The sequence below is a fragment of the Neobacillus sp. D3-1R genome, assembly GCF_052180215.1.
Classification (GTDB): Bacteria; Bacillota; Bacilli; order Bacillales; family Cytobacillaceae; genus Pseudoneobacillus.
In genome coordinates this window covers 275,904-301,946 of record NZ_CP197471.1, presented here as the reverse complement: position 1 = coordinate 301,946, position 26,043 = coordinate 275,904, and the positions used below count along the sequence as shown (strand labels likewise).

Sequence of the window (26,043 nt, the reverse complement as noted above, 5' to 3'; positions counted from 1 at the left end):
ATTATTTTGGTCTATTTGAGCGGTTATATAGGAGGTAATTAGAGGCAGTTTTTTTTATTAACAGCCGACTTTTTTGCTGTAGTAGGCGTTAATTTCTCCGCCGATAATAATAATAAATCCAGTTAAGTAAAACCATATCATGAGAACGATAATGGCTCCAATACTTCCATATGTGGCTGAATAATTACCAAAGTTCCCCACATAATAGGAGAATGCCCAAGATACAACAATCCATCCTATTGTGGTAAAGATAGCCCCTCGTATCACACTGACACATTTAATTTTCTTATTGGGTGCCATCCAATACAGAACGGTAAAGAAGATAAATAATACAACCAAACTAACTAGCCATCTTACCGTATTCCAAATAATTAAAAACTCATTAGATAAACCGAACTCCGAAAACAAAAATAGGCCAATTTCTTTCCCGAACACTGGTAATAACAAAGCGACAATAAATACACCAATCATGGCAAAAGTAAACAGAATCGCCATACCTCTTGCTTTTACAAAGGATCTTGTCTCCTTAACGTCATACGCCTTATTAAACGATCGGACGATGGCATTAATACCATTGGAAGCAGACCAAAGTGTCCCTATAACCCCAAAGCTGAGTAACTTACCATTTTGATGGGCCATAATTTCCTCAAGATTGGATTCGATAAGATTGATGGTTTCCCCGGGAGCAAAATCTCGAAATAATCCAAGGATATCGAGACCAGATATTTGTAGGTACGGTAATAAAGTCACGACCACGATTAATAATGGAAAAAGAGATAGTAAGAAAAAATAGGCTAACTGTGCTGCCAGGCCAGAAACATCATCTTCCTCCATCCGATGCCATAAATCCAGTACGATCGATTTACTTATACCTCTCACCCAATCACCTCACCTTGATTATTCTATGGAATCTTCCTCTTTGTTACCTTTGTAGAATGCTTCCTTTGTTTCCTTCACCATTTCAGTTACTTCAGGAGTTAGTTCCCTAACTTCTTCAATTTTGTCCATAATATAGGTAAAGTCTTCATTCATTTGCTGTACCGTTGATTTCCATTCATTAGTCTTTTCTTTTATATTTGTAGCTATTTCTTTAGGATGTGTAAGTACATAAGAAATACTTTTACTAGCCTTACTGCACTTTTCTCCAACAGCCTGTCTTGTTTCTCTGTCTAATAAACTAAGAGCTGCTCCTGCAACAGCCCCTGCAACCATACCTTTCCAGAACTTATTGGTATTCCCCATTTTCTAACTCTCCTTCTAGCCTTAGTTTAGTCACTCGTGATAATTAATCATTCCCTATTTAAGTTATACCAAAACTTAACAAACATGAATATTATAGACAAGCTTTAATAAGCTTAATATTGACAATTGTTTTTAAAAATGAAAAGATTGTGAGATAGTAATCTTAGGGGGTATGGGCAAAGTGGACTTAACTCAAAAGTCAGTTGAAAATGTTGAATACATGATCGAAAAAATAAAAGAAAAGTTACGGGTTCTAAACTTTGGTGCAATCAAGCCTTCTCATTTTAATGAAGAGATGTATGAAGAACTGAAAGATATATATGAATTGGTAATGAAAAAAAATTCATTCAGTCCAAATGAAATGCAAGCCATCGTTGAAGAATTAGGTAGCTTAAAAAAATAAGAAAAGCGCTATTAAAAAAGGGTGTGCCCACTATAAACGATGCCCCGAAAAAAGGTACTTTTATGAAGACCTTTATTCGGGGAATGGTTTCCTACTGGGCAGACCCTTCATTTTTTATCACTTCAGCAATCAGTAGTGTATGATTATCCGATAGGGAGACTTCCTCCTGATTATCCAAATAGCGGACAATCGGTCGTTGAAGATTGGCAACCACTTTTGTTACAATAGCTGCTCTCCCATTATTTAATACCACCCTGCTCCCTGGTGTATACATTGGTACCCCTTGAACGAATAATTGCACCAATTCTAAACTAAATTCAGAACCATTTTTGGTCATCATCCATTCTATCGCTTGATGCGGAGCCATTTTATCTTTCGAAAGAGCATTTTCATAACCATTAGCAATCGCACAAATTTGTGCAAATTCATGAACCTGTTCTTCCTTTAATCCTCTTGGAAATCCTTTACCATCAAATCTTTCATGATGCTGGTAGCACACATGCGCTGATAGCAAGCTCACTTCTCTGTGTTTTCTTAAAAAATCAAAGCCTGCACTTGGATGTTGCTCATAATCTTTCGTTATGGCTTTCCCAATGTCATGCAGGAGTGCTCCAACTGCTAAATCTCTCAATTGAACGGGTGTTAAGGTTCTCATTTTAGCTAATTGAATCGTTAGTAATGCCACGTTTACAGAATGGGCATATAACCTTAATTCTTCCTCCAAATAAGAGGTCGGGATTAACACGATCGCCTTACGCTTGATGGTTTCTTCCACGATTCTCCCAGCAAGCTTTTGAATTTCTCTAATGGGAAATTCCTGTTTCTTTTCTATCGACTGAGATGCTTGTTGAATAACTCCTATTGCATCTATCCAAGTAGGCATATCCAAAACTTCATCCATGGTAATTCCAAATGATACCGCATCCTCAATAAAGAGATAATGGATATCCATCTGTTTTAATTTTTCTAAATAAGTTGGGTGAATGCTTCTACCAGCTGCTAAAAGGACCCGCTTATGTTTGTCAAAAACAGGTCGAGCCAGCTGCATTGTTTTCGAATTATAGTCATCTATCGTAATTAATCTCATGCGTACCCTCTTCTTTATTTTCCTAGTTGCTATCTCATTTCTTGGTCTGTCAAAATAATCGGACCTTCACTAGTAATCGCTATGGTATGCTCATATTGCGCAGAATACTTTCCGTCGATGGTTCGAGCGGTCCAGCCATTTAGATCCATTTTCGTATGATATTCTCCAACATTCACCATCGGTTCAATTGTAAAAACCATTCCTTCTTTTAAGCGGGCTCCTTTTCCCGGTAACCCAAAGTGAGGAACATCTGGTTTTTCATGAATAGTGGCACCAATTCCATGACCAATAAAATTTCGAACAACCGAAAAACCTTCCGCCTCTACATACGATTGGATTGCATGCCCTATATCTCCAATTCGATTACCTGGTTGTGCGACTTCAATAGCACGATATAATGATTCCTTAGTCACTTCCAATAGCCTTTTGGTTTCGTCTGAGACTTTTCCAACTGGATAGGACCATGCAGAATCTGCTAAAGCTCCATTTAAGTTGACAACCATATCAATCGTCACAATATCCCCTTCTTGTAAAGGAGTTTTCCGTGGAAATCCATGACAAACCTCATCGTTGATACTTGCGCATGTTGCGTATTCATATCCTTTATATCCCTTTTGTTCAGGAGTTGCACCGTGCTTTTTTAAAAATTGTTCAACAAACTCATCAATCTCCCAAGTCATGACTCCTGGTTTAATTAATTTGGCAATTTCTCTATGGCAAGCAGCAAGAATTTTTCCTGCTTCCTTCATCTTTTCAATTTCACGTGGTGATTTTAAGATAATCAAGTATTTCCCCTTCTTTCCTGAAGTGTACCTACTAAGCATAGATGTTATCTTTCATTTTACCCTTTTTTTAAAAATAGAAAAAGGAAGAAACACTCATTTATGAAGGAACTTTCCTCATATAAGGTTTTCAATAACATTAGAATAATTTGGAGTAGGTCCATTTTATGAATTTACGTAAAAATACGTTCTTTATATGGAACTTCTAATTATTTTTTGATATACTAAATAAAAAGTAAACAAAAGTGAAGTGAATAATAAAATGATTGGTGAACGTGTTAAACAGCTTCGTTTAGAGAAAAGAATGTCACTTTCGGAGTTGGCCGAAAAGGCTGGAGTGGCTAAGTCTTATCTTAGTTCTCTAGAGCGAAATCTTCAAACAAATCCTTCTATACAATTCTTAGAAAAAATATCGGTTGTCTTGGGGGTCTCAGTTGATCATATAATTAATGACCCTATTAACAAGGATGATCTAGATTCAGATTGGCTAACTTTAGTACAAGAAGCGATGGGTTCTGGAATATCAAAAGATCAATTCCGTGAATTTTTGGAATTTAATAAATGGAAATTAAAACAAAAAGATGATGAATAAAGAACAAAAAGCGCTGGAGCTGGATTACGAAAACTTCGTTTAATGCTAAATTTATAAATCTCTACAATAAAAAAGTATTTCTTCTACACGAAGAAATACTTTTTTGGGGTTATTTTTCTACAACTAGCTCTTTCACTGAATTTACATGGAGAAAATCTCTGATTGTGTTCAAATCCATTCCCATACTTTTTGCTTCTAAAATTAATTGAAGCCATTCTTTGTCTAATTCATTTACGCAGTCCAGTTTTCTACTCACCTTATCTCCCCCAAAATACATCTATCTGTATCTCAGGCAGCCCAGCCATCATCGTAATGCTTAGTACTCATTACCTTAGATCTGCAACTTTGCGCCCCTATCTTTCAATAAGTTAGCCCTTTTCTGATTGTTACTTAAGTAATAGTTTTACCCTATTATATCTAGTTCTTTTTTAGTAGGGTGTTGTTTCTTGTCAGGAACGTCCAATAAAATACCACCTTTTTCCAACAAATAGTGACAATTAATTCTACTTTATAGAATTTTCTAAAAATTAAACCTCTAATCTACTTACTTTCTAGGTAAAATTACTTCTAATTCCGTCGAATTTTTAACAATTATTTTCCAAACAATGTGAGATATTTATTTGACCACAAAAAAACACCCCCAAAGTTAGAAATTACTTGGTCCAACTTTTGGGGTGCACAGCATATGAGGACTTTTCAGTTTAAATCAACAAAGTTGCAGAAAAGAGCCTAATTAAAATATTTCTGATAAGTTTCTTGGAGCTTTTGTTTACTTAATTCAGGATTGACTGTTTCGTAGGATTGAAGGGTGATAATAGAACATGACATCCCTATTTTACAAGCATCTTCTGTGTTAACTCCCTTTAAATAGCCGTATAGGATTCCCGCTACTAATGAATCGCCTGCCCCTGTTACATCATCTACTTGTATCTCAGGTGGTAGAATGACACTGGCTTCTCCATTTTTTGTGAAATAAATAAGACCTTTATCTCCCCTCGTAATAACGACTCTTTCTACACCTTTTTTCAAAATTAATTCGGCTGCGCGAAAATAGTCTCCATCACTTTGAATAGGGAAATCCGCAAGGGCTTCAGCCTCAGACTGATTAGCAATTAACCATGTCACTCCATCAAGTTGATGAGGAAGCTTTTTTACTTTTGGGGCGGATACAGGAACAATACTTAATGGTATATTTTCCTTTTGACAACGTTTGATGATATAGGAAAGAATATCGGAAGGTAAATTGGTGTCTAATAAGACCATTTCGGATTCTCTTATGATTCCCCACTTTTTTTCAATAAGGGACCGCTGTATGGAATCGTATAAAACCATATCAGCTAAAGCGACAATCATTTCCCCTTCTTCATTTAAAACTGCTGTGTACGTTCCCGTTGACATTTGTGGAATAACTTCAGTTGGTGTAATATCGACAAATCTCTTTGTCTGATTCAAAAGCCATTCCCCTTCATGATCCCCTCCGACAAAACTAAGTAAAGAGGTTTGGCAATTGATTCTGCCAAGGTTTTCAGCAATATTCCTAGCTACACCACCACAGGAAATAGTACTGTTCGATGGATTAGAAGTCCCATATTCTAACCCTTCCAATACTTGAATTTTCCGATCTATATTAGCTCCACCAATACAAAGAACTTGAGTCTTTTTTGGAAAAATAAAGGATCTTCCTATAATATCTCCGCTTTCTTTTAATTCTAAGAGACCTTTTTCAACGTCTTCTAGAATTACATTTAACTTTTGTGATAGTTCCAAATTGGATATTTGCGGGTTTGATTTGACTAATTTTAACATCTTTATTAATACTTGTTTTTCCATGACTCTCAGTCCTTAATAAAGAATTTGTGCAAACGCTTTCTCTACTCTAGTAATTCGTCAAAAGATGTCGGTTTCCTTCTAAATAATTTTAAAAATAACTAATCTAAATATTATTTATTTTCTGAATTTTAACATATAATATTTATTAATACGAAGATAGGGGTAATCCACTAATAAATGAGGTGAACGAATTGACGATACTTCACATTTTGAATTATGCCATTCCTATTACTTTTTTAGGGCTATTTGGATTCTTCATTGATAGAATGTGTAAACCAGTTCCGAAAAAAGAAGAAGACTAAACCTTGTTTAGTCTTGGAATCTTGGAAGTATGAGAATTTCAACCCGTCTATTTCTCGCTTTACCTTCTTTGGTGTTATTTGATGCTACTGGTTGGAATTCTCCAAATCCTTTTGCACTAAACCAACGTGGATCCAGTTTATCGTTTCTTAGGACAATCTTCATGAAATTAACAGCCCTCATAACGCTTAATTCCCAGTTTGATTCAAAATTTGCATTACGAATCGGAACATTATCTGTGTGTCCACTGATGATGATATTTCGAGGAGGATCCATAACAAGTAGTCCTGAGATTTCTGTCGCAATATTTAAATCGACATTGCGGACCTCTGCTTTACCAGAATCAAATAACACATTATCTCGTATTGTAACAAGCAAACCTTCATCCGTTAATTTGGTGCCTAATTTCGCTTCAAGCTTTTTATTATGAATATACGTATTAACCTTCTTTTGCAAGTCCTGTAGTTCCTGTTGGTCCTTATCGATGTCTTCCTGTTTAGGTTCCTCTTTCGGGTTCACCTTTGTATCATTTTCGCTCTGAGGCATAGGGGCTTCGAAATCTAAAACGCCTGTACCACCAGCAAAAATTTGATTAAACGCTTTGGAAAAAGCATTAAACTTTTGTGCATCAATCGAGCTCATTGAGAACAATACAATAAATAATGCAAGTAACAGAGTCAATAAATCTGCATATGGGATAAGCCAGGATTCATCCACATGATCTTCATGATGATGCTTTTTCTTTCTCCTACTCATCCTGCTTCACAACACTTTCATTCAGGAATGCTTTGCGCTCTCCTGCTGGAAGATAAGATGCAAGCTTTTGTTCAATAACCCTCGGAGCCTCTCCTTCTAAAATGGAAAGAATTCCTTCAATCATCATCTGCTTTTGTTTCACTTCTTGCTTTGATTTTCTTTTTAATTTATTGGCAAAAGGATGCCATAACACATAACCAGTAAAAATCCCCATTAACGTAGCAACGAATGCAGCCGAGATAGCATGACCTAAAGCTTCTATATCATTCATGTAACCTAATGCAGCAATTAATCCTACTACCGCCCCTAATACTCCAAGAGTCGGTGCATACGTACCAGCTTGAGTAAATATAGCAGCTCCACCTTGGTGACGCTCCTCCATCGCTTCAATTTCCTCAGATAGAACATCCCGGATGTAATCAGCACTTTGACCATCTACAGCCAAAGTTAAACCATTTCGTAAAAAGGCATCATCCACTTCATTTGTTCTAGCTTCAAGTGCCAATAAACCTTCTTTTCGTGCCAGTTGTGCCCAATCAGAAAACATACGAATCAATTCTACTGAAGACATTAATTTTTGTTCTTTAAAAATAATTCCAAATAGATTTGGAACTTTCTTTAATTCATTTGTAGGAAATGCAATGGTTACTGCTGCAACAGTACCTAATAGGATGATGAGAATGGCTGCAGGGTTGACTAGCTGCGATGGGCTTACCCCTTTTAAAAACATCCCTACACCAACTGCTATTAATCCTAATATGACACCTATAATCGACGTTTTGTCCATATAACCGTTCACCTATCTTATCTCAAACTTTGATTAATCGATTCAGAAATTAATTCTTATCTTTTATTTCGACAATTTTTTAGTTTTCTTTAGAAATTTGAGAGGATTTCGTAGAAAGAAAAAAAGACTATGTGGAAATAGTCTTTAAAAGAGTACTTTTTGGATATGTGAGATTTGTTAATCTTAGTTGTTGTTGATTTCCGTTCCAGCCGCTTGCTTTCCGGAGGGCGTTCGTCGAGCCTCCTCGTCGCTTATGCTCCTGTGGGTTCTCGCCTGTAACGCTAATCCCCCAGGAGTCAAGCGGCTTCCACTCCAATCAACCGTTTCTCAAAATTTAAAATAATCTTTAACAGAGCCTTATATTTAAAAAAATTTTTTATCTATTTTTTGTTCGTAGTTTTTAAAGAGGGATGAGTTGGTTTTAGCGCCTCTTTTGGACATGACTTGATTAAATCGAAGCAGCTTTTCATTTAGGTTCTTTTGATGCTTTTGTTTTTCGTCTGGGTCTTCACAATTTCTTATTAAATTTTCTATGGAGAGCATTTCTTGTTTAAGTTTATTTTCTTCAGGAGAAAATCCTGCATTTTTCATCAAACGATAAGCCATGCGAAGGTCTTCTGGAACTCCTGATAAATCCTCTAAGTTCATCGGTTTACCTAAGCCTGGAAGATTGTCAAACTCTCCATCTTCATAGGCCTTTTTTATTTGTTGCTCAGCTATAATCGTAAAAAAATCCATCCTAAACCCTCTCCCTCGGACATTATCGATTACCCTATATGTATATTATAAACTATGTTGGAAGAAAAATGGTTACTTAATCAAGGATTTATGTTCTTCAGTGTTTCATTTACATACTCCTCCTATATTAGGGAAACCTATCTTTGTCAAAGTGAAAGGAGTGGATGTAAATGGCTCGTGGAAAACATTTTGAACATCAAAAGAAAGGTCATCCAGGACCTCTTCCAGAAGCTGGCGCTATGGTTGAACAACATGCAAAACAAAGCCTTGAGGACGAAGAGTTTATTGTTGTTCAAGAAGCTTTTAAAAATCGCAGAGAAAAAACAGAATAATAACAAATGGGATAAACGACAAGTTTATCCCTTTAATTGGTTCCCTGTATCAATTTGTCTCTTGTTTAGTAGGTGGTACCATAATCATGTCTTCTACCGATTTGTTTTTCAACCAGTCCGCTAATTTTTCAATATCTGTAGAAAAAATTCTATCTTTTATAATGGAAGGCACAATTTCACGTGATTTTTCATATAAGGATCTTGTGGCCGTTGCCATAAGATGAATCCCTCTGAATTCTAATGCCTGTAACGCACAGAATAACTCAATAGCTAGGACTCTTCTGGCATTCTGTATGATTTGGTAAGCATGCCTAGAGCCTATTGTACCCATACTCACATGATCTTCTTGATTGGCAGAGGACGGTATGGAATCTACACTAGCCGGATGTGCCAATGTTTTATTTTCAGACACGAGAGAAGCAGCACTATATTGTAATATCATTGCACCAGACTGCAGACCAGGTTCCGGGCTTAAAAACGCTGGTAAATCATTTAATTGAGGATTCACTAAGCGCTCGATTCGACGTTCTGAAATATTGGCAAGCTCTGCAACAGCAATTTTCATAAAATCCATCGCAAAAGCAATTGGTTGGCCATGGAAATTCCCACCTGATACCACCATATCTCCTTCATGGAAAATTAATGGATTATCTGTCGCCGCATTCATTTCAATTTCTAACTTCTCTTTCACATAATCCAACGCTTGCCAAGAAGCGCCATGAACTTGTGGGATACATCTTAACGAATAAGCATCCTGTACTCGCACTTCCCCTTGTCGTGTCGTCAATTGACTATCCTTCAAATAGTCACGAATTCTTGCTGCTGTTTCTACCTGCTGGTGATATCCCCTTGCAATATGAATTTCCTCTGCAAATGCATCCATAATACCCTTATGACTTTCTAACGAAAGAGACGCAATAAGCTCAGCTTGATAAGCTAAGTTTTCAGCCTCTAAATAACCAACGACCCCCATCGCGGTCATTGCCTGTGTTCCATTAATAAGCGCCAATCCCTCTTTTGCTTCCAATGTTAACGGTGTTATTCCTTCTAAAAATAAAGCTTCCTGGGCCAGCATTCTTTTTTCTTTATAAAAAACTTCTCCTTCTCCGACGATTGGAAGAACTAAATGCGATAATGGCGCCAAGTCACCGCTAGCCCCCAATGAACCTTGCTGAGGAATAACGGGAATAATATCTTTATTAAAATATTCTAACAACCTCTCCACAACAACTGGACGGATACCAGAAAACCCTTTTAATAAGGCATTCGCTCGTAATAGAAGCATTACTTTTGATACTACTTTTGGAAACGGCTCCCCTACCCCGCAAGCATGGGATCGAATGAGATTGATTTGCAGCTCTCGTACATCATTTTGATTAATACGAACATCACTGAATTTACCAAATCCTGTGTTGATTCCGTAGACGATCTTTCCTTCTGTAACGATTTTTTCGACGGCCATCCTACTTTTTTGAACTGCTGCCAAGCTTGCTTCCGATGCCTTGACAGGTAAATTTCGAGCCAGAATCTCTTTTATCATGTTTAGTGTTAGTCCATAACCTTTTAATTCAACCATCTATCTCTCTCCTCTACCACTTTAATAAAATAAAGAAAGAGCCTGGATTGATTAATCCAGGCTCCCGAGTACGATTTTTAATTTTTTGATCCGTTTAAGATGTATCATATTATCCTCTTCTTTCAAGAAGGGTTTAAATTTTCAAAAAATAACGATATTTACCTTTATTCTATGCTCGTGCTTCCATTTCTGTCAATAAGGTACTTGAAAATGACATTCTAAGGTATACTGTTTAGTGTAACTCGGACGAAAATGAGGTATTTCGTCCTTGAAAGGAGTTTGTTTTATGAAATCACTTATTCTTGCAGAAAAGCCGAGTGTAGCAAGAGAGCTTGCACGTGTTCTTGGATGTAAACAACAATCAAAGAGCTATATTGAAGGCAGCCAATATATTGTTACTTGGGCACTTGGGCACTTAGTTGAATTAAAAATGCCTGAGCAATATGATACGAAATATAAAACATGGAACTTAGAGGATCTTCCGATAATCCCCGAACGAATGGGTTTAAATATTATGAAGCAGACTCATCATCAATTTCGAGCTATTGAAAGTCTAGCAAAACGCAATGATATTAAAGAAATCATCATTGCAACTGATGCTGGGCGTGAAGGTGAACTCGTTGCTCGATGGATTTTAGAAAAAATAAAGTGGAGAAAGCCTCTTAAACGTCTTTGGATTTCTTCTTATACAGATAAAGCCATTAAAGATGGGTTTAAACAGCTAAAGCCAGGACAAGACTTCGAAAACCTTTACCAATCCGCTGTTTGTCGTGCTGAGGCAGATTGGCTTATTGGTTTAAATGTGACAAGAGCTTTAACAACAAAATACAATGACCCACTATCTGCTGGTCGTGTGCAAACACCTACTCTGGCTCTTATTTTAGAAAAAGAAAGCGAAATACAGAAGTTTGTACCGAAAGAATATTGGACCATAAAGGTTCCAATTGGCTCTAGTGAAGCAGACTGGGAAAAGAATGGCGAAAAAAGAATTTTTGATCAAGAAACGGTTAATCGAGTTAAGGAACAACTTGAGAACTCGGACGCTATAGTAGAGAACATTAAGAAAAATCCAAAGAAAGAAACACAGCCCCTTCCCTATGATTTAACAGAATTACAAAGGGATTGTAATAAACGATTCGGTTTCTCGGCTAAAAAAACATCGACGGTGCTACAACGTTTGTATGAACAGTATAAATTAGTGACCTATCCGAGAACAGATTCTCGTTATTTAACGACTGATATGGAAGGAACCATGTTAGAGCGCCTACAGGCTATCTCGGGAGGATATAAGGAAGAAACACTTTTGCCTATTAAAAATAAAGGCAAGGTCGCGACCAAGAAAGTTTTTAATAACGAAAAAGTAACCGATCACCATGCCATTATCCCGACGGAGGAGAGACTTCGCCTTGATGTATTAGACTCGGATGAACGGAAGGTTTACGATCTTATTACTCGCAGATTCCTTACCCTGTTTTATCCTGAATACGAGTACGAAACCACTCAAATCACTTTAAAAGCTGGCCAAGAGCAGCTAGTCCTTAGAGAAACCACTATCGTAAACCTTGGCTTTAAAAAGGTATTAAATAAAGAAAATGTCATTAGCGAAGGAACGAAAGCTAATTGGAACGTTGGGAAAACATACACACTCCGCTCCGTCCAAGTTGCCAAGGGCTTAACCGAACCGCCTAGCCGTTTTACCGAAGCGGATCTTTTAGGAAAAATGGAAAAGTTCGGATTAGGTACTCCTGCAACAAGAGCAGATCTAATTGAACGAATCATCGAAACAGAGGTTGTTGACCGTCAAAACGGTAAGCTAATCCCGACTGCGAAAGGGAAACAACTATTTGAACTAGTAAACGATGAATTGAAGTCTCCTGATTTAACAGCAAAATGGGAGAAACAATTAGAGTTGATTTCGAAAGGAAAAGCAAGTCCTAAGGAATTTTTAAAAAATATCCGTCAACAAACAGAAAAGCTAGTTAGTGAAATCAAAGGCAGTAATAAATCTTACCGCGCTCATAACTTAACTGGCTCAAAATGTCCTGAATGTGAGTCGTTCTTAAAGGAACGAAATACAAAAGAAGGGAAAGTCCTAGTCTGTTCGAATCACGAATGCAGCTATCGTCGTCGTAAAGATCCGAAGCTGTCAAACCGTCGTTGCCCGCAATGCCACAAGAAAATGGAAATCCATAATGGTAAAGCCGGTGCTTACTTCCAATGCCGCCCTTGTAATTTAGTAGAAAAGGCAGAAGCGAAGAAAAAAGCCGTGTCTAAACATGAAGAACGTAAGCTTGTTCAAAAATACTCTGCTAAGAATGAAGACTTTGGAACAAGTTTAGGTGATCTATTGAAGGCCGCTTTAGAGGATAAAGAGTAATAGTAAGTGAGAAAAGCAGTGATACGCGTATCACTGCTTTTCTTCAGTAAGCTTGTCTCGAAAACTCGGGGATAAATTTTGAAACTCGAGCATTTGTCTCGGAAAGTCGAGCATATTTTTTCAAACTCGAGCATTTGTCTCGAATAGTCGAGCATATTTTTTCAAACTCGAGCATTTGTCTCGAATAGTCGAGCATATTTTTTCAAACTCAAGCATATCCCTCCGAAAGTCGAGCATATTTTTTGAAACTCGAGCATATCCCTCAAAAAGTCGAGCATATTTTTTGAAACTCGAGCATATCCCTCGGAAAGTCGAGCATATTTTTTGAAACTCGAGCATATCCCTCGGAAAGTCGAGCATATATTTTTGTAAAACTTCTTTAGAAACATAAAAATGCAATTTTTTTACCACTTCCTATACGAAAAACGTTCATCATAAGCCATTTACAATGAAATTTTAGATAGAAAAACATCAAATTTGCTAGTTTAGAAAATTTTTAACACCCATCCATCCTCTAAAAACTCTTAATGACTATTTTGTAGATTTTTGAGATACTGTCCCCAAAATAGTTTTCACTATCTCCTCCACATTCATTTCATCCGTATGGATAAACTCTCCAAAGCCGGGATCCTTAAAAGCTGTGACACATTTTTGCGTTTGTTGGAAGCACCAATTCCCTTCTTCCTCTCCTCTTTTCCGTAATCTTTCATAAATCGTTTCCTCATGGCCGAGCAAACAGAAATGATAGGTTTGTGGATCTATTTGTTTAAATCCTTCCAATATGTATTCAAAGTTTTCTTTTTTATAAATGGTCATCGGAACAATCAAAGTTTTATTGTAGGTTTCTAATAAAGACTCTGCTACTTTAACAGTAAAAACTTTCCAAAGCTCCAAGTCTTGAAAGTCACCCGTTTGCTCAGCTTCTTTCATCACCTCTTTTGTGATGATAGTCCTCAACATATACCCTACTTCTTCGGGGTCATATAGCATACTATTGTCTATTTCCTTTAGTAAAGATTCAGAGACCGTCGTTTTCCCGACTCCGAAAGCCCCATTAATCATGATAATCATATAAAAACTCCTTCATCGATTTGCTTTTTACTAGTTCTATAAAAATGTTAAAAAACCTTTCCTATCTAGTATAAAGTTGGCTTCTCTACTGAAAAAATAGTAAGATATGGGAGTTACTGTGTCGAAAAGAGGATTAAACAATGAGAATCAGAGATTGGGATAAAAATTTAAAAATTCGCTTATTTGGCGAGAGTGTTATGAACATTACCTTTTGGATGTTCTTTCCCTTTTTATCCATTTATTTTTCGGAGGAATTCGGAAAAGAAAAAGCTGGATTACTGCTTGTTCTGTCACAGCTTTTTTCTGTGTTTGCAAACTTGTTAGGTGGTTATAGTGCCGATCGATTTGGCCGAAAAAGAATGATGGTTATATCCTCGTTTGCTCAAGGGATTGCTTTTATCGGTTTTGCCTTTGCAAATTCTCCTTGGTTTACATCTCCATGGATTAGCTTTTTTTGCTTTAGTGCTGTTGGTTTCTTTGGCTCATTTTACTGGCCGGCTAGTCAAGCTATGGTGGCAGACCTTGTAGATGAAAAGGAAAGAAGCCATGTTTTCGCGATCTTTTATACATCGATAAACATCGCCGTCGTACTTGGACCAATTCTTGGGGCCATTTTTTATGTTCACTACCGTTTCGAGCTTCTTCTTTCTGCTGGACTCATCTCCATAACCTTGGCCTTTATTTTATCCAAATGGACGAGAGAAACCTTTCTTTCAGCAAAGGCTACCGTTAAGCATGAAAATGATAGATGGTATCATTTTTTACTTCAACAGTTGAAGGATTATAAAATTATTATCGCAGATAAAACCTTTTTACTATTTATCGTAGCAGGTGTATTGGTTGCGCAAATTTTCATGCAGTTGGACTTATTAATTCCTGTGTATTCAAAAGATGTGATAGAAAATCAAACCGTCTTTTCACTAGGCAATTGGAACATGAAGGTGAATGGTGAACAAGGATTTGGACTTATTTTAGCTGAAAATGGATTGCTGGTTGCCTTATTAACTGTCTTTGTTACGAAGTGGATGAATGGTTACAAACAAAGAAACGTATTTATTTTCTCCTCACTAATGTATGCAGTCTCGATTTTTCTTTTTGGGCAAAGTGAATGGATTTGGGGACTAATACTTGCAATGGCCATTTTTACCATCGGGGAGTTAATGGTAGCTGGAATCCAACAAACTTTTATTTCACAACTAGCTCCTGAAGAAATGCGCGGGCAATATTTTGCAGCAGCTAGTTTAAGATATACCTTTGGTCGAACCATAGCCCCCCTTTCCATTCCAATGACGGTTTGGATTGGTTATCAATGGACGTTCGTAATCCTCACTCTTTTAGCCGTCATAAGTGCTGTCCTGTATGGGTATATGTTTCATGTATATGAGAAAAAAGTGAGTTCACAAAATCTACCTTGAAAGTTCACAAATTTGTAATATAATTAAATTACAAGAAGGATAAAAATATACTATAACCTGTTATAGTTAGGGGTTGCTGACCAATGGAATGGTACGATTATTTGTCTCCTAATACATTTACTGGCGTATTAACATTTGTGAGTATTTTTACGTTTGGCGTCATCGCACATATAAAGGTTTATACACATAAAGAACAATAACGATGAGAGCGGGATAAAATTCCCCTCTCTTTTTTTTGATTGGAGCTTTAATTGGAAGAAAGCTTGCACAGGTTATTTCCATTCCCGAAACATTTAAGTTTCCTTTTCTGAATAGAATAAGCTAAAATGAAACATGAACATTCTGAAAAAGGGGATTGGGATTATGACTGACTTTTACACAAAATTAGAAAAATACGCTGATTTAGCAGTTAAAGTAGGGGTAAATATACAAAAGGGACAAACTCTAGTTATTAATGGCACACTGGATGCTGCTGAGTTTGTTAGACTAGTCGTGAAAAAAGCTTACGAAGTGGGAGCACTAAATGTCATTGTCAATTGGAATGATGACACTGTATCTCGTTTAAAATATGACCTTGCTCCAGATGAAGTATTTTTGGAATATCCACAATGGAGAGCAAAGGAAATGGAAGAGCTGGCTGAAAATAATGGAGCCTTTATGTCTATCGTTTCTTCTTCTCCAGACCTATTTAAAGGGGTAAATCCAGAAAGAATCAGCAACTTCCAGAAAGCAGCTGGAAAAGCATTAAAAAAATATCGCCAAGCGATTCAATCCGATAAAAGTAGCTGGACCGTTGTAGCAGCAGCTTCACCTAATTGGGCAGCAAAAATTTTCCCGGATGCACCAAAAGAGGAGCAAGTTCCAATGCTATGGGAAGCTATTTTTAAAGCTACTCGTGCTGACTTAGAAAATCCAGTAGAAGCTTGGGTCAACCATGATAAATCTCTTTATGAAAAAGTACATTACTTAAATGGTAAGCATTATAAGAAGTTGCACTACAGAGCTCCAGGTACAGATTTAACCATCGAACTGCCTGAAACACATTTATGGGTGGGTGCTGGTAGCAAAAACGCTCAAGGACATGATTTTATGGCCAATATGCCAACAGAGGAAGTCTTTACCGTTCCTTTAAAAACAGGTGTTAATGGAACTGTATCAAGCACAAAGCCATTAAGCTATGGTGGCAATATCATCGATAACTTTAGCATTACATTTGAAAATGGCCGAATTGTTAGCTATCAAGCAGAACAAGGTGAAGAAATTTTAAAACGTCTAGTTGAAACAGATGAAGGCTCTCATTATCTTGGAGAGGTTGCCCTTGTTCCTCATCAATCACCAATTTCTCAATCAAATATTTTATTCTACAATACCCTATTTGATGAAAATGCATCTAATCACCTTGCAATCGGAAGCGCATATGCATTCTGTATTGAAGGCGGAAAACAGATGACCCCTGAACAACTAGAAGAAAAAGGGTTAAATGAAAGCTTAACACATGTTGACTTCATGATCGGTTCAGCTGAAATGGATATCGACGGAATTACAGCAGACGGTAAGGTGGAAGCTGTCTTCCGCAGTGGAAACTGGGCATTTTAATACTTAAAATAAAAAACTCACCTATATGGTGAGTTTTTTTGTTAAATCTAAGGATGACCCAGAAAATCTTCTTATTCGTAGACCCTTGTCAATTCCATTTTATCGGACACACGTTCCGTTATATGACGAATATGTTTGTTTTTTAGAGGATTATCGGACTATGGTTCCGCTATTTCACTAAAAGTATGCCACTTGCCAATGAAATTTAGGGAATAACGGAACCTGTGTCCTTTAAATTTGAAAAAGCGTCTATTATAGGGAAATAACGGAATGTGTGTCCTATAAATAACTAAAAATCCTCAATACTAATCATAAACTTAGCTCTTCAATAAAAAACGCCCCTTTCAAAAGAAAGGGTCATCTCATTTATCATTATCTGTTATCAATTTTCTCAGGATATAAATCATGGTTCATCATACGATATTCAGCCATTTGCTCGTATTTTGTTCCAGGTCTTCCGTAGTTTGTATAAGGGTCGATGGAAATTCCACCTCTTGGTGTGAATTTACCCCATACTTCAATATACCTTGGATCCATTAGCTCGATTAAGTCGTTCATGATGATGTTAATGCAGTCTTCATGGAAGTCTCCGTGATTACGGAAGCTGAATAAGTATAGTTTTAATGATTTACTTTCAACCATCTTTTGTTCAGGAATATAGCTGATATAGATGGTTGCAAAGTCTGGTTGTCCTGTTTTTGGACAAAGGCTTGTAAACTCAGGAAAATTGAATTTTACAAAGTAGTCACGATTTGGATGTTTATTATCAAATGCTTCTAAAACCTCTGGTGCATATTCAAATACATATTTTGTTCCTTGGTTACCTAATAGCGTAATGCCTGTTAATTCTTCGTCTTTTCTTCCACCCATGATGGAAAACCTCCCTTGTTCCGATTTAAATAGAAAAAGCCATATCCTCCTAAGGATATGGCTGACAATGTCAAATCAAATCCATAGTTTTTTATAGAGGGTTTTGAGCTATGAACCTCTCCCTAGTTTTAGGGAAGTTTATACAGTTTACTAACATTAGCTACTATAGTGAAAATCTCCCCTAATGTCAACGGAAAAATTATCAAGACTTTTCTTTATTGGAGTTTAGAAGAATATTTTGTTATTGTATACCTATAATGGTACAAGAATGACTTTTTTGGAGGAAAACATATGTGGAATGAGTTTAAGAAATTTGCCCTTAAAGGGAATGTGATAGACCTTGCTGTTGGGGTTGTTATTGGAGCTGCATTTGGAAAGATTGTATCTTCATTGGTTACTAATATTATCACCCCAATAGTAGGTTTTTTACTAGGAAGAGTGGATTTAACAAAACTATACATTCCTATCGGAGAAGCTAAAATTGAATATGGTATTTTTTTACAAAATATCATCGACTTCTTAATTATTGCTTTTTCCATCTTTTTAGTTGTACGTAGCATTAACCGTTTCAAGAAAAAAGAGCAAGCACCTGTAGAAACCACACCTAACAAAGATAAAAAGGAAGAGCTATTAATGGAAATCCGCGACTTGCTGAAAAAAGATTAGCCAAAGGCTCAGATAAATCTTTAAAACAATGAAACCTTAAGCTTAAAAGCTCGTATTAAAAATAAGAAAACAGAAGAGGTGAAGGATTATGTATGTTCAACAAACAGCAACTGAATATTTACCATCGGTATTAAGAGCATTTGCCTTATCCTTAGCAATTGCTGTGATCGGAATGATGGTAGGAGTATTTGTTCCGCCGGCTTTATTTTTACCATTGGTACTGTTGGAATTCGGGATGTTATTATTTGCTTTCTTTATGCGTAAAAGAAAAGCCATTTCCTATACGTTCTTATATTCTTTTACTTTTGTTTCAGGTATTACCACTTATCCGATTGTCTCGCATTATTTAGCGACAGTAGGTGCTAACGTTGTCCTAATGGCCCTTGGTACAACCACAGTTGTGTTTACTGGCCTAGCCATCTATGCCACTACTACGAAAAGAGATTTATCGTTTTTAGGTGGATTGCTAATAGCTGCCCTTCTAGCACTTATTGCCATTTCGATTTTTAATATCTTTTGGCCATTAAGTTCTACTGGTATGCTTGCCTTCTCCTTCATTGGAGTTTTAGTATTCAGCGGTTATGTCTTATTCGACTTCAATCGTATGAAGCATTACGGTGTTAGTGCTGAAGAAGTTCCTTTAATGGCTTTAAATCTCTATCTTGATTTCCTTAACCTGTTTATTAGTCTTTTACGAATTTTTGGTATCTTATCAAGCGATGATTAAACACTTATGTAAAGAGAGAGGGTTAGGTTCCGAGCAATCGGTACCTAGCCCTCTTTTTTCATTTAAACGTGATATAACTAACAGTAATTTTTGTTGTTCCTAATTATAATGTAGTTACCTTATAAATAACGAATAGAGGTGAGGTTATTGATATTTGGAAATGTAAGCGATTCATTCAATTTTCCCATTGAATTATGGCTATTTCAAGTATTGATCATTTTATTTCCAATGCTCTTATTTCAATCCTATTTTCGAAAAAAAATTCAGACCACGAAACATCGAAATGTCGTTTTAGGATTCCTTTGCGGGATTTCCATTCTTCTTTGTATGAGTGCACCAGTTTCGATCAGCGAAAGCTATATTTTAGATTTTCGCTATATTCCCCTAATACTCGTTTTTTTATATGGCAGTTATCGAATGGGGCTTATTCTTTCGGTTATGATTATCGCTTATCGCTTAGTCATCATTGGAATAGACGGAGTTTATTTAATTCTTTTTGTCAATATGGCCCTATTAACGATTCTATACTTTACCCAACATATGTATAAAAACTATGCTTATAAAGGGAAGGTAGCTTTTAGTGTGGGCTTATTAGCGGTTACCATCATTATTTTTGCAATTGGAACGCACTCTTTGACCAATTTTTCCACTATGAGTACAGGAATTAATATGTGGGTTATTTTTCTAACCCTTAATATGATCACTATGTTTACTTCCATCTATATCATTGAATCTTTAAATGAAATGGAGATCATTCATTACGAAGTATCTGAGTTTGAAAAAATGCATTTAGTTAGCCAATTTTCCATTAGCATAGCCCAGCAGATACAACAACCGATTTCTAACATGCATAAGACATTAGAAACCATCCAAAACTCAGATACATTTACAAGTGAGCACCGTTTTGAAATCAAAAATATTTTAGAGGAAATGACAGTTGCCAATAAAGTCCTAAACGACTATCTCTTATTGGCCAGTGATAGTGAAAAGGAATATCGTCTCTTGAATATCCATGAAGAGTTTGACCAGGTTCTACAATCCATCCACTCGTATGCCCAGATGCATCATGTTGAACTGAAATACATTCCTTCTTTTGAAAAGGATTTATACATTAAAGGAAATCGCGCACAATTCCAACAAGCCATTTTAAATTTTATAAAAAATGGGATTGAGGCAATTAAGCCTTATGGAGTGATTGAAATTGCCATCCATGAGATGCTGGAATCTATTTTTATTGTGATTGAGGATAATGGTGTGGGGATGAATAAAGAACAAATCAACCGATTAGGGAATCCTATGAAAAGTCTAAAGGAAAACGGAACGGGTCTAGGGACCATGATTGCCTACAATATCATCCATTCCATGTCAGGTAAAATAGATGTATCTAGTAAAAAAGGGAAGGGTACGACATTCTCTATCATCTTACCGAAAGCTAAAAGAACTTCTTAACGTTTTAAAAGCTACTAATAGGGTAATAGACTAATAGAAGTTCTTAAAATTTTTTAAGGAGGAGTAAATGACATGCAAAAACATTCGACTACCTCGTATCTATTAGCTGGGGCTGGGATTGGGATTGGTACCCTTGTCCTCCTATCAACGAAGTCTAACCGAAACAAGTTAGTTTCTGCCTTCTACCAATTTCAAGAAATGATGGGATTGAAAGAGAAGAATAGGTTTCCGATTAAAAAAGCAGGCCATCCTGACCCACATGATCTGGAAGATAATAATATGGTTTCCGAAGGGGCTATGTACTCCGTTCAATATTATAATGAAAATGAACTAATTAAAAATAAAGAATAAATAACTTTAGCTACCGTAAAAACTTATGTTTACTTACGGTAGCTTTTTCTTTTATGTAAATCTAACCTCAAAAAATATCCAACTTTGGTAAACACTATATTAATAGTAATAACCTTCCTTTATAATAATATATAATACTATTGAACTATTTTTAGGAGGTTGATTTATGACTATTTACGGACTTATTGTGCTTATCCATGTTGTGGCGGCCGTAACAGGACTAGGGGCTAGCTTTGCGATGCCGATTGTGCTAAAGCATGCAAAAACAACGGAACAAGCAAGGTACTCTTTATCTTTAAACCAAAAGATTGAAAAGGTTGTTAAAATCGGAAGTATTGCGCTTTTATTAACAGGACTTATCCTTGGTGCCTTAAATACTGCACTCTTCACTAAAGGCTGGTATATCCTTTCAATTGTTATTTATTTAGCTGTCCAATTTGTTGTTGCTGGGATTATGCCGAAGAAAGTTAAAAAGATGGAGGAAATTATCCATGCTCATAATGGGGATGACCTACCGAAGGAATTCTCCAAAATTAATTTAGAATTAAAACCATACAACACCATTCTCCATACATCCGCTGTTCTACTAATCATCCTAATGTCACTAAAACCATTTTAACGCATTAACGCACCGGGGGTCTGACCCCCGGCGCGTTAATATGCTAAAGCGCCGTGGATATCCATTCAATCCACGGTGCTTTTTTGTTTTATTGTACTAATGAATGCTTGAATGCATAAATGACAGCTTGGGTCCGATCTTGAACTTGGAGTTTACTTAAGATATTACTAACATGAGTTTTGACTGTTTTTAATGCAATGAATAGTTCATCTGCAATTTCTTGGTTTGTTTTTCCTTCTGCCATTAATAGCAGAATTTCCAACTCGCGACTTGTTAATTCTTCATGTGGTAGGTGCGTAGTCTTTTGGCGCATCTTTAACATCATTTTCCCAGTAACCTCTGGCTCTAATACAGATTGACCGTGGTATGTAGCCCTCACTGCGTTGGCAATCTCCCCTGCCTTTGACGTTTTTAACATATAACTAGTCGCCCCAGCTTCTAAAGCGGGATAAACTTTTTCATCATCTAAGAAGCTCGTTACGATGATTACCTTTGCTTCTGGCCATTGTAGAATAATTTGTCTTGTTGCTTCAATCCCATCCATTTCCTTCATCACCAGGTCCATTAAGATGATGTCCGGACGAAGTTCTAATGCCAATTCTACCCCTCGTTTACCATTATCCGCCTCTCCTACTACCTCAATATCAGGCTGGGCAGAAAGATAGGAAGAAACTCCAATTCGAACCATTTCGTGATCATCCACAAACAAAACTCTAATCATCGTCTTCACCCTTATTTGTTATTGGAACTTTTACCTCTAATCTTGTTCCTTTATCCTTTATACTTACAACCTTTAATGTACCGCCAACCTCTACCGCTCTCTCATGCATATTTTGCATTCCGTAAGAGCCGGCCTTATCTCCGTCTATTTCAAATCCTACCCCATCGTCCACGACCCTCATAATAACTAGATCATCTCTTTTTATTAACAGAACCTCTAATTTATTTGCTTTGGAGTGACGCAGAGTATTGGATACAGATTCTTGTAAAATACGGAAAAGATGATCCTCGATCCCTTTATCTAGTGAAATATCTTCTACCTTCCATTGAATTTCCATGGTAACCTTTTGCGATAATTCAATTAGCAGCTCTGCAATCCCTTCCTGCAGGGATTTTCCCTTTAAGGCTACTGGACGTAAATGTAATAACAGAGCCCTCATCTCTAATTGAGATTGATGAATCATTTCCTCCACCATCTTGAGCTGCTTTGTTTCACGATCATCGGAATTTGCCTTCGTTTCATTAATCGCAGACATTAACATGGAAGCGGCAAATAGCTGTTGACTGACAGAGTCATGCAGTTCGCGAGCTAACCGGTTCCGCTCTTGGGAGATAATTTCTTGAATTCGTTGCTCTTGGTCCTCCACTTTTTCTGTTACCATTCTTTGAGAAACCTTTGCTTTTTCCGTTATTTGTTTATGGATTCTCTCGATTCTTTTATAAACCGTATTTATTTCTTCACAAACATTCGGGTTAACTATTTCAACTGCTGCTCCCTCTTCTAATTGATGGAGTAGTTTATCAATGGACAATAAATTTTTTCTCCAAAAAGAACCCATTAAAAATCCAAAGATGATTCCAAGTCCAATGCTAACGGCGGGAAAAAATAATAGAAAGGGAATATCAAATATCGTGCGTTCCCACAGTTCCCACCAATCTGTCAATGGAAATACGAAGAAAAAGGCCGCAAATAACATAGCCATTAAGAGAATGGAAAAACTAACACCCCATAGTACTTGTCTTTGAAGTGTACTCATATTCTCTTCACCTCAATATCTCCAAAAAATACAGAAGTTAAAATTTTGACTTTTTGCTCTGCTTTTTCATATACAGGAGTTTGCAAATGAAAAACTTGGTTAAACATTTTTGATTCTTGATGTTCAAAAACAGTTGTAGATCCCATTAATACCGAATGATGGATCGATACCTCATAATCATATGGTACATAAATTTGCACATTTCCAATGAAATTACGAATAAAAATGACTGTTTCCCCTTTAGGTAATACGGTATAGCTTAAATCTATTACAGAATCACCAACACCTGTTTGAATATTAATATCATTCCATTCATATACATGGTCCGGCGTTCTTTGCTGGCCAAAAAACATATTACCAAATAGAGGTTTCCGACTGATAATTTGTTCAGATGGCTTAGGTTCTTCTTCCATCTTCACCACAGGACTATACACCTTTGGGTTCCTCTTGGAGCCAGCAAACTGAATCACAAAATGGATTAAAATAGCCAGTAAGAGAAAACGGAAGGTTATCATATGAAAAACACTTGCTGAAAAAATAATAATACCGCCCCAAAACAGGAACTTACCAAACTTTTGAGGCATTGCCTTTCTCCCAAGATAAACCATCGCACTGGAAATAAAAAGAGAGAATATAAGGCCATTATTGAAAAAGGTTACTTCCAATAAGAGGATGACTGCACCAATAATCATCATCCAACTGATATAGTCACTTTTTGTCTTCTTAAACATCCACTTATCCCCTCTCCTTCTACTTCCAAAATATATATTAAAATAAGACTAATAGTATCAAAAGGCGTAGACTTTTTACCTACGCCTTTTTAGAATACCATGTTTTACCTATGAAATAGAATGAGTTTGTTCAACTTTCATTTCTTTTTCTAATTGAGCAATTTTCGCATCAATTGTGCTGGGGTAATAGGAGCTATTCACTTGATGTTCTAAGCGATCTAAGTAGTTTTCAATTTCCTGAAATTTTGAGAAAGCACGATCTGAGAATTGATTTGAATCTAGCACTTGATTCATACGGTGGTTTGCACGAGTGACATTTTCTCTCCCCATTAATTCCATACGGCGGATGTGCATATCTTTCAATTTATGCTTCATTTCTTCGTATTTCTTTTCTAATTCATTTAACTGACTTTGGACCATTTGCAGAGAATTTTCTAAACGAGATGTTCTTTCCGCATACTGTACGTGTTCACTAGCTGCAAATTCATATAATGTCATTTCCCCAGCATTTTGGGCGATTTCAGCTTGATTTTGACGCTTATTAGCCATTTCCTTCGCGAATTTCAATTCACGAGTGAACTCATCTTTTAATGTGTATTGACGTTCTAATAGCTTGCGAACCTTTTCTGTTTCTTGCTCGCTCTGACGTAAATATTGATTTAATAACGCAATTGGGTTTTGCTTTTCTTTTTGGTCCATTGCTTGGTGTAAATCTGCTTCAATCATATCCTTAATTCTAGTAAATAAGTTTGCCATAATAAAATCTCTCCTTTAAATTATTAATGTTTAATTTCATTCCATTGATTTTCAAAGTTAACAAATGGATCATTGCTTTCTTTCACAATAACGGTTTTGGCTTGATTCCATTTTTTATAAACGATGTAAAGAACATATGCCGCGACTACTCCTAAAATAGCGGGTACATTATGAGCGACGATGATTAAAGCAACTAACCCAAGTAGGGACCAACCAACCTTCTTCATAGTAGATTCCGCCTTTAGGAATTTTTTGAAAACGAAATACAGAACGAGCAAGCTGACGGCAAGACCTACCATTGGACCGATGGTTGAAAGAAGAACCATTGCCGCAATCCCACCTGCGACTAATAAACCGAATTTTTTCATTTTCACTTCCTCCTTTCTATGTATTCATCTTACCTATTTTAAAAATTTCCTATAACGAGCCAGAGCGGTATTTTCAAATAGGACTTGAGGCGTAGACATAGGTAGGCCGCTTAGCCACTTTAACAAATTAACGCGCCGGGGGTCTGACCCCCGGCGCGTTAATTTGTTAAAGTAAATCGATGATTTTATTTTTGTATAAACATTTGTGTCCAGTAGGTTCCGTATGAACCACCACTTGAGTAACCTACTCCAATTTGAGTAAATTTAGCACTTAGAATATTGGCACGATGACCTGGACTATTCATCCATGAATTAACTACTTCCTGCGCCGTTCTTTGACCGGCAGCAATGTTCTCACCTGCACTAATATAAGAAATTCCAAAGTTTTTCATCATCGTAAATGGAGATCCATAGGTTGGGCTCGTATGTGAGAAATACCCTTTGTCTCTCATATCATTTGATTTATAACGAGCAACCCGGGATAATTCCCAATTAGCTGCCAGTGGTCTTAACCCATTTTTTGCACGTTCCTGATTCGTTAGTTGAATCACTTGATTTTCGATACTCTTAACCGCATCAAAGTTTGGGATATTAACCTTTTGCCCTGGATAAATCAAATTTGGATTTGGAAATTGTTTGTTCGCTGCAATTAATTCAGAAATCCCTACTTGGTAGCGAACCGCTATTTTCCAAAGTGAATCACCAGGCTGCACAGTGTAAGTTTGTTGTGCATGTGAAATACTCGGTACAGTAAACAATGAAACCATTAATGCGAATACAATCCATATGTGTTTTTTAAACATTTCGCACACCTCCAAATATATGGTTTGGAGTTCTAAAATAAAATATACGAAAATATTTAATG

Annotated in this window: 29 protein-coding genes and 2 riboswitches; of the genes, 11 read left to right on the top strand and 18 right to left on the bottom strand. The window is 36.6% G+C overall.

Translation table 11 applies throughout. The features are described from left to right. Positions 1-57: 57 nt before the first annotated feature. Both ACSBPO_RS01470 and ACSBPO_RS01465 read right to left on the bottom strand, forming a co-directional pair. Positions 58-834, bottom strand: coding sequence for a YihY/virulence factor BrkB family protein (locus ACSBPO_RS01470; protein ID WP_442600285.1), 777 nt, complete (start codon positions 832-834; stop codon positions 58-60). Between the two features lie 63 nt (positions 835-897). Next, on the bottom strand, positions 898-1,242 hold the full coding sequence (locus tag ACSBPO_RS01465) for a YtxH domain-containing protein (protein WP_442598072.1): 345 nt from the start codon (positions 1,240-1,242) through the stop codon (positions 898-900). A gap of 181 nt (positions 1,243-1,423) precedes the next feature. Between ACSBPO_RS01465 and ACSBPO_RS01460 the strand changes: the two genes are divergently transcribed. Then, a complete protein-coding gene (locus ACSBPO_RS01460) occupies positions 1,424-1,645 on the top strand; it encodes a DUF1128 domain-containing protein (RefSeq protein WP_442598070.1) in 222 nt (73 codons plus the stop codon). Between the two features lie 91 nt (positions 1,646-1,736). Here ACSBPO_RS01460 and ACSBPO_RS01455 read toward each other — a convergent pair whose 3' ends face one another. Together ACSBPO_RS01455 and map are read right to left on the bottom strand one after the other, a co-directional pair. Continuing rightward, positions 1,737-2,732, bottom strand: a complete 996-nt coding sequence (locus tag ACSBPO_RS01455; protein WP_442598068.1) for an HD-GYP domain-containing protein — start codon at positions 2,730-2,732, stop codon at positions 1,737-1,739. A 29-nt stretch (positions 2,733-2,761) separates the two neighbouring features. Further along, the gene (gene map, locus ACSBPO_RS01450; RefSeq protein ID WP_442598066.1) at positions 2,762-3,517 is read right to left on the bottom strand and encodes a type I methionyl aminopeptidase; all 756 of its coding nucleotides are present in this window, start codon (positions 3,515-3,517) and stop codon (positions 2,762-2,764) included. A gap of 259 nt (positions 3,518-3,776) precedes the next feature. Between map and ACSBPO_RS01445 the strand changes: the two genes are divergently transcribed. Beyond that, the gene (locus tag ACSBPO_RS01445; protein ID WP_442598064.1) at positions 3,777-4,106 is read left to right on the top strand and encodes a helix-turn-helix domain-containing protein; all 330 of its coding nucleotides are present in this window, start codon (positions 3,777-3,779) and stop codon (positions 4,104-4,106) included. 109 nt (positions 4,107-4,215) lie between these two features. Here the strand turns inward: ACSBPO_RS01445 and ACSBPO_RS01440 are convergent, their stop codons facing one another. From ACSBPO_RS01440 to ACSBPO_RS01420, 5 genes are all read right to left on the bottom strand, one after another. Continuing rightward, the gene (locus ACSBPO_RS01440; RefSeq protein ID WP_442598062.1) at positions 4,216-4,362 is read right to left on the bottom strand and encodes an anti-repressor SinI family protein; all 147 of its coding nucleotides are present in this window, start codon (positions 4,360-4,362) and stop codon (positions 4,216-4,218) included. A 32-nt stretch (positions 4,363-4,394) separates the two neighbouring features. Next, positions 4,395-4,490, bottom strand: a riboswitch (cyclic di-GMP riboswitch). Between the two features lie 345 nt (positions 4,491-4,835). Then, positions 4,836-5,936, bottom strand: a complete 1,101-nt coding sequence (locus ACSBPO_RS01435) for a carbohydrate kinase family protein (RefSeq protein ID WP_442598060.1) — start codon at positions 5,934-5,936, stop codon at positions 4,836-4,838. 309 nt (positions 5,937-6,245) lie between these two features. After that, positions 6,246-6,992 (bottom strand): flagellar motor protein MotB, encoded by a 747-nt coding sequence (gene motB / locus ACSBPO_RS01430; protein ID WP_442598058.1) that lies wholly within the window; start codon positions 6,990-6,992, stop codon positions 6,246-6,248. Further along, complete coding sequence (motA, locus tag ACSBPO_RS01425; RefSeq protein WP_442598056.1) at positions 6,985-7,779, bottom strand: flagellar motor stator protein MotA; 795 nt, start codon at positions 7,777-7,779, stop codon at positions 6,985-6,987. Before motA ends, motB begins: the two co-directional genes overlap by 8 nt. A 363-nt stretch (positions 7,780-8,142) precedes the next feature. After that, a complete protein-coding gene (locus ACSBPO_RS01420; protein ID WP_442598054.1) occupies positions 8,143-8,517 on the bottom strand; it encodes a DnaJ family domain-containing protein in 375 nt (124 codons plus the stop codon). Between the two features lie 170 nt (positions 8,518-8,687). On the opposite strand from ACSBPO_RS01420, the gene ACSBPO_RS01415 reads away from it, so the two are divergent. Further along, positions 8,688-8,849 carry a hypothetical protein gene (locus ACSBPO_RS01415; protein ID WP_442598052.1) on the top strand — a complete coding sequence of 54 codons (162 nt, stop codon included), beginning with the start codon at positions 8,688-8,690 and terminating at the stop codon, positions 8,847-8,849. Between the two features lie 49 nt (positions 8,850-8,898). On the opposite strand, the gene hutH is transcribed toward ACSBPO_RS01415, so the two are convergent. Continuing rightward, the gene (gene hutH, locus ACSBPO_RS01410) at positions 8,899-10,425 is read right to left on the bottom strand and encodes a histidine ammonia-lyase (RefSeq protein ID WP_442598050.1); all 1,527 of its coding nucleotides are present in this window, start codon (positions 10,423-10,425) and stop codon (positions 8,899-8,901) included. Between the two features lie 286 nt (positions 10,426-10,711). Between hutH and ACSBPO_RS01405 the strand changes: the two genes are divergently transcribed. Further along, positions 10,712-12,802 carry a DNA topoisomerase III gene (locus ACSBPO_RS01405; RefSeq protein WP_442598048.1) on the top strand — a complete coding sequence of 697 codons (2,091 nt, stop codon included), beginning with the start codon at positions 10,712-10,714 and terminating at the stop codon, positions 12,800-12,802. Positions 12,803-13,333: 531 nt separating this feature from the next. Here ACSBPO_RS01405 and ACSBPO_RS01400 read toward each other — a convergent pair. After that, complete coding sequence (locus ACSBPO_RS01400; protein WP_442598046.1) at positions 13,334-13,873, bottom strand: AAA family ATPase; 540 nt, start codon at positions 13,871-13,873, stop codon at positions 13,334-13,336. A gap of 140 nt (positions 13,874-14,013) precedes the next feature. Between ACSBPO_RS01400 and ACSBPO_RS01395 the strand changes: the two genes are divergently transcribed. Further along, a complete protein-coding gene (locus ACSBPO_RS01395; RefSeq protein ID WP_442598044.1) occupies positions 14,014-15,288 on the top strand; it encodes an MDR family MFS transporter in 1,275 nt (424 codons plus the stop codon). A gap of 363 nt (positions 15,289-15,651) precedes the next feature. Then, the gene (locus tag ACSBPO_RS01390; protein ID WP_442598042.1) at positions 15,652-16,884 is read left to right on the top strand and encodes an aminopeptidase; all 1,233 of its coding nucleotides are present in this window, start codon (positions 15,652-15,654) and stop codon (positions 16,882-16,884) included. A gap of 372 nt (positions 16,885-17,256) precedes the next feature. On the opposite strand, the gene queF is transcribed toward ACSBPO_RS01390, so the two are convergent. Further along, positions 17,257-17,754: a preQ(1) synthase gene (gene queF, locus ACSBPO_RS01385; RefSeq protein WP_442598040.1), complete on the bottom strand. Its 498-nt coding sequence runs from the start codon at positions 17,752-17,754 to the stop codon at positions 17,257-17,259. 77 nt (positions 17,755-17,831) lie between these two features. Next, positions 17,832-17,879: riboswitch (PreQ1 riboswitch) on the bottom strand. Between the two features lie 166 nt (positions 17,880-18,045). Between queF and mscL the strand changes: the two genes are divergently transcribed. From mscL to ACSBPO_RS01360, 5 genes are all read left to right on the top strand, one after another. Then, positions 18,046-18,420: a large-conductance mechanosensitive channel protein MscL gene (mscL, locus tag ACSBPO_RS01380; RefSeq protein ID WP_442598038.1), complete on the top strand. Its 375-nt coding sequence runs from the start codon at positions 18,046-18,048 to the stop codon at positions 18,418-18,420. Between the two features lie 88 nt (positions 18,421-18,508). Continuing rightward, positions 18,509-19,147: a Bax inhibitor-1/YccA family protein gene (locus ACSBPO_RS01375; RefSeq protein WP_442598036.1), complete on the top strand. Its 639-nt coding sequence runs from the start codon at positions 18,509-18,511 to the stop codon at positions 19,145-19,147. Between the two features lie 147 nt (positions 19,148-19,294). Next, the gene (locus ACSBPO_RS01370) at positions 19,295-20,596 is read left to right on the top strand and encodes an ATP-binding protein (protein ID WP_442598034.1); all 1,302 of its coding nucleotides are present in this window, start codon (positions 19,295-19,297) and stop codon (positions 20,594-20,596) included. A gap of 72 nt (positions 20,597-20,668) precedes the next feature. Next, complete coding sequence (locus ACSBPO_RS01365) at positions 20,669-20,947, top strand: hypothetical protein (protein ID WP_442598032.1); 279 nt, start codon at positions 20,669-20,671, stop codon at positions 20,945-20,947. A gap of 166 nt (positions 20,948-21,113) precedes the next feature. Then, positions 21,114-21,566, top strand: a complete 453-nt coding sequence (locus ACSBPO_RS01360; protein ID WP_442598030.1) for a DUF2269 family protein — start codon at positions 21,114-21,116, stop codon at positions 21,564-21,566. An 88-nt stretch (positions 21,567-21,654) separates the two neighbouring features. Here the strand turns inward: ACSBPO_RS01360 and ACSBPO_RS01355 are convergent, their stop codons facing one another. From ACSBPO_RS01355 to safA, 6 genes are all read right to left on the bottom strand, one after another. Next, positions 21,655-22,287, bottom strand: a complete 633-nt coding sequence (locus ACSBPO_RS01355; protein WP_442598028.1) for a response regulator transcription factor — start codon at positions 22,285-22,287, stop codon at positions 21,655-21,657. After that, a complete protein-coding gene (locus ACSBPO_RS01350; protein ID WP_442598026.1) occupies positions 22,280-23,323 on the bottom strand; it encodes a sensor histidine kinase in 1,044 nt (347 codons plus the stop codon). Before ACSBPO_RS01350 ends, ACSBPO_RS01355 begins: the two co-directional genes overlap by 8 nt. Further along, positions 23,320-24,054, bottom strand: a complete 735-nt coding sequence (gene liaF / locus ACSBPO_RS01345; protein ID WP_442598024.1) for a cell wall-active antibiotics response protein LiaF — start codon at positions 24,052-24,054, stop codon at positions 23,320-23,322. Before liaF ends, ACSBPO_RS01350 begins: the two co-directional genes overlap by 4 nt. Before the next feature lie 108 nt (positions 24,055-24,162). Continuing rightward, positions 24,163-24,810 (bottom strand): PspA/IM30 family protein, encoded by a 648-nt coding sequence (locus ACSBPO_RS01340; protein WP_442598022.1) that lies wholly within the window; start codon positions 24,808-24,810, stop codon positions 24,163-24,165. Between the two features lie 23 nt (positions 24,811-24,833). After that, positions 24,834-25,178 carry a lmo0954 family membrane protein gene (locus tag ACSBPO_RS01335; protein ID WP_442598020.1) on the bottom strand — a complete coding sequence of 115 codons (345 nt, stop codon included), beginning with the start codon at positions 25,176-25,178 and terminating at the stop codon, positions 24,834-24,836. Between the two features lie 185 nt (positions 25,179-25,363). Continuing rightward, positions 25,364-25,981 carry a SafA/ExsA family spore coat assembly protein gene (gene safA / locus ACSBPO_RS01330; RefSeq protein ID WP_442598018.1) on the bottom strand — a complete coding sequence of 206 codons (618 nt, stop codon included), beginning with the start codon at positions 25,979-25,981 and terminating at the stop codon, positions 25,364-25,366. Positions 25,982-26,043 lie beyond the last annotated feature (62 nt).

Coding starts and splice junctions, on each gene's coding strand:
- ACSBPO_RS01470 (WP_442600285.1), bottom strand. CDS start 834: ATGGAGGAAGATGATGTTTCTGGCCTGGCAGCACAGTTAGCCTATTTT.
- ACSBPO_RS01465 (WP_442598072.1), bottom strand. CDS start 1,242: ATGGGGAATACCAATAAGTTCTGGAAAGGTATGGTTGCAGGGGCTGTT.
- ACSBPO_RS01455 (WP_442598068.1), bottom strand. CDS start 2,732: ATGAGATTAATTACGATAGATGACTATAATTCGAAAACAATGCAGCTG.
- ACSBPO_RS01445 (WP_442598064.1), top strand. CDS start 3,777: ATGATTGGTGAACGTGTTAAACAGCTTCGTTTAGAGAAAAGAATGTCA.
- ACSBPO_RS01435 (WP_442598060.1), bottom strand. CDS start 5,936: ATGGAAAAACAAGTATTAATAAAGATGTTAAAATTAGTCAAATCAAAC.
- motB (WP_442598058.1), bottom strand. CDS start 6,992: ATGAGTAGGAGAAAGAAAAAGCATCATCATGAAGATCATGTGGATGAA.
- motA (WP_442598056.1), bottom strand. CDS start 7,779: ATGGACAAAACGTCGATTATAGGTGTCATATTAGGATTAATAGCAGTT.
- ACSBPO_RS01420 (WP_442598054.1), bottom strand. CDS start 8,517: ATGGATTTTTTTACGATTATAGCTGAGCAACAAATAAAAAAGGCCTAT.
- ACSBPO_RS01415 (WP_442598052.1), top strand. CDS start 8,688: ATGGCTCGTGGAAAACATTTTGAACATCAAAAGAAAGGTCATCCAGGA.
- hutH (WP_442598050.1), bottom strand. CDS start 10,425: ATGGTTGAATTAAAAGGTTATGGACTAACACTAAACATGATAAAAGAG.
- ACSBPO_RS01405 (WP_442598048.1), top strand. CDS start 10,712: ATGAAATCACTTATTCTTGCAGAAAAGCCGAGTGTAGCAAGAGAGCTT.
- ACSBPO_RS01400 (WP_442598046.1), bottom strand. CDS start 13,873: ATGATTATCATGATTAATGGGGCTTTCGGAGTCGGGAAAACGACGGTC.
- ACSBPO_RS01395 (WP_442598044.1), top strand. CDS start 14,014: ATGAGAATCAGAGATTGGGATAAAAATTTAAAAATTCGCTTATTTGGC.
- ACSBPO_RS01390 (WP_442598042.1), top strand. CDS start 15,652: ATGACTGACTTTTACACAAAATTAGAAAAATACGCTGATTTAGCAGTT.
- queF (WP_442598040.1), bottom strand. CDS start 17,754: ATGGGTGGAAGAAAAGACGAAGAATTAACAGGCATTACGCTATTAGGT.
- mscL (WP_442598038.1), top strand. CDS start 18,046: ATGTGGAATGAGTTTAAGAAATTTGCCCTTAAAGGGAATGTGATAGAC.
- ACSBPO_RS01375 (WP_442598036.1), top strand. CDS start 18,509: ATGTATGTTCAACAAACAGCAACTGAATATTTACCATCGGTATTAAGA.
- ACSBPO_RS01365 (WP_442598032.1), top strand. CDS start 20,669: ATGCAAAAACATTCGACTACCTCGTATCTATTAGCTGGGGCTGGGATT.
- ACSBPO_RS01360 (WP_442598030.1), top strand. CDS start 21,114: ATGACTATTTACGGACTTATTGTGCTTATCCATGTTGTGGCGGCCGTA.
- ACSBPO_RS01355 (WP_442598028.1), bottom strand. CDS start 22,287: ATGATTAGAGTTTTGTTTGTGGATGATCACGAAATGGTTCGAATTGGA.
- ACSBPO_RS01350 (WP_442598026.1), bottom strand. CDS start 23,323: ATGAGTACACTTCAAAGACAAGTACTATGGGGTGTTAGTTTTTCCATT.
- liaF (WP_442598024.1), bottom strand. CDS start 24,054: ATGTTTAAGAAGACAAAAAGTGACTATATCAGTTGGATGATGATTATT.
- ACSBPO_RS01340 (WP_442598022.1), bottom strand. CDS start 24,810: ATGGCAAACTTATTTACTAGAATTAAGGATATGATTGAAGCAGATTTA.
- ACSBPO_RS01335 (WP_442598020.1), bottom strand. CDS start 25,178: ATGAAAAAATTCGGTTTATTAGTCGCAGGTGGGATTGCGGCAATGGTT.
- safA (WP_442598018.1), bottom strand. CDS start 25,981: ATGTTTAAAAAACACATATGGATTGTATTCGCATTAATGGTTTCATTG.